Below are 239 nucleotides of genomic sequence, written 5' to 3' on the forward strand. Positions count from 1 at the left end.
AATCGGTGACGGTCTAGGACTCCGCATTATTATTCTTATTGTCACCTTAATCGTTGGCATCCTATTTGTGATGCGCTATGCCAAAAAAGTCAAAGCCAATCCTTCTACATCGCTGATTGCTGATATGAAGGAAGAAAATGAAAAACAATTTTTATCACAAAATACGGAGGATCTTGAATTCACCGGCCGTCGTAAGGCTGTCCTTTCGGTATTTGGCATAACCTTTGTCATCATGATTT

The 239-nt window shown here is 39.7% G+C and carries 1 pseudogene; it reads left to right on the plus strand.

The window, feature by feature from the left end:
• Nucleotides 1-239: pseudogene (locus tag RYX56_RS25035) on the plus strand (YfcC family protein); the annotation flags it as partial.

The organism is Alkalihalophilus lindianensis, from assembly GCF_032843265.1.
GTDB lineage: Bacteria > Bacillota > Bacilli > Bacillales > Bacillaceae_D > Alkalihalophilus > Alkalihalophilus lindianensis.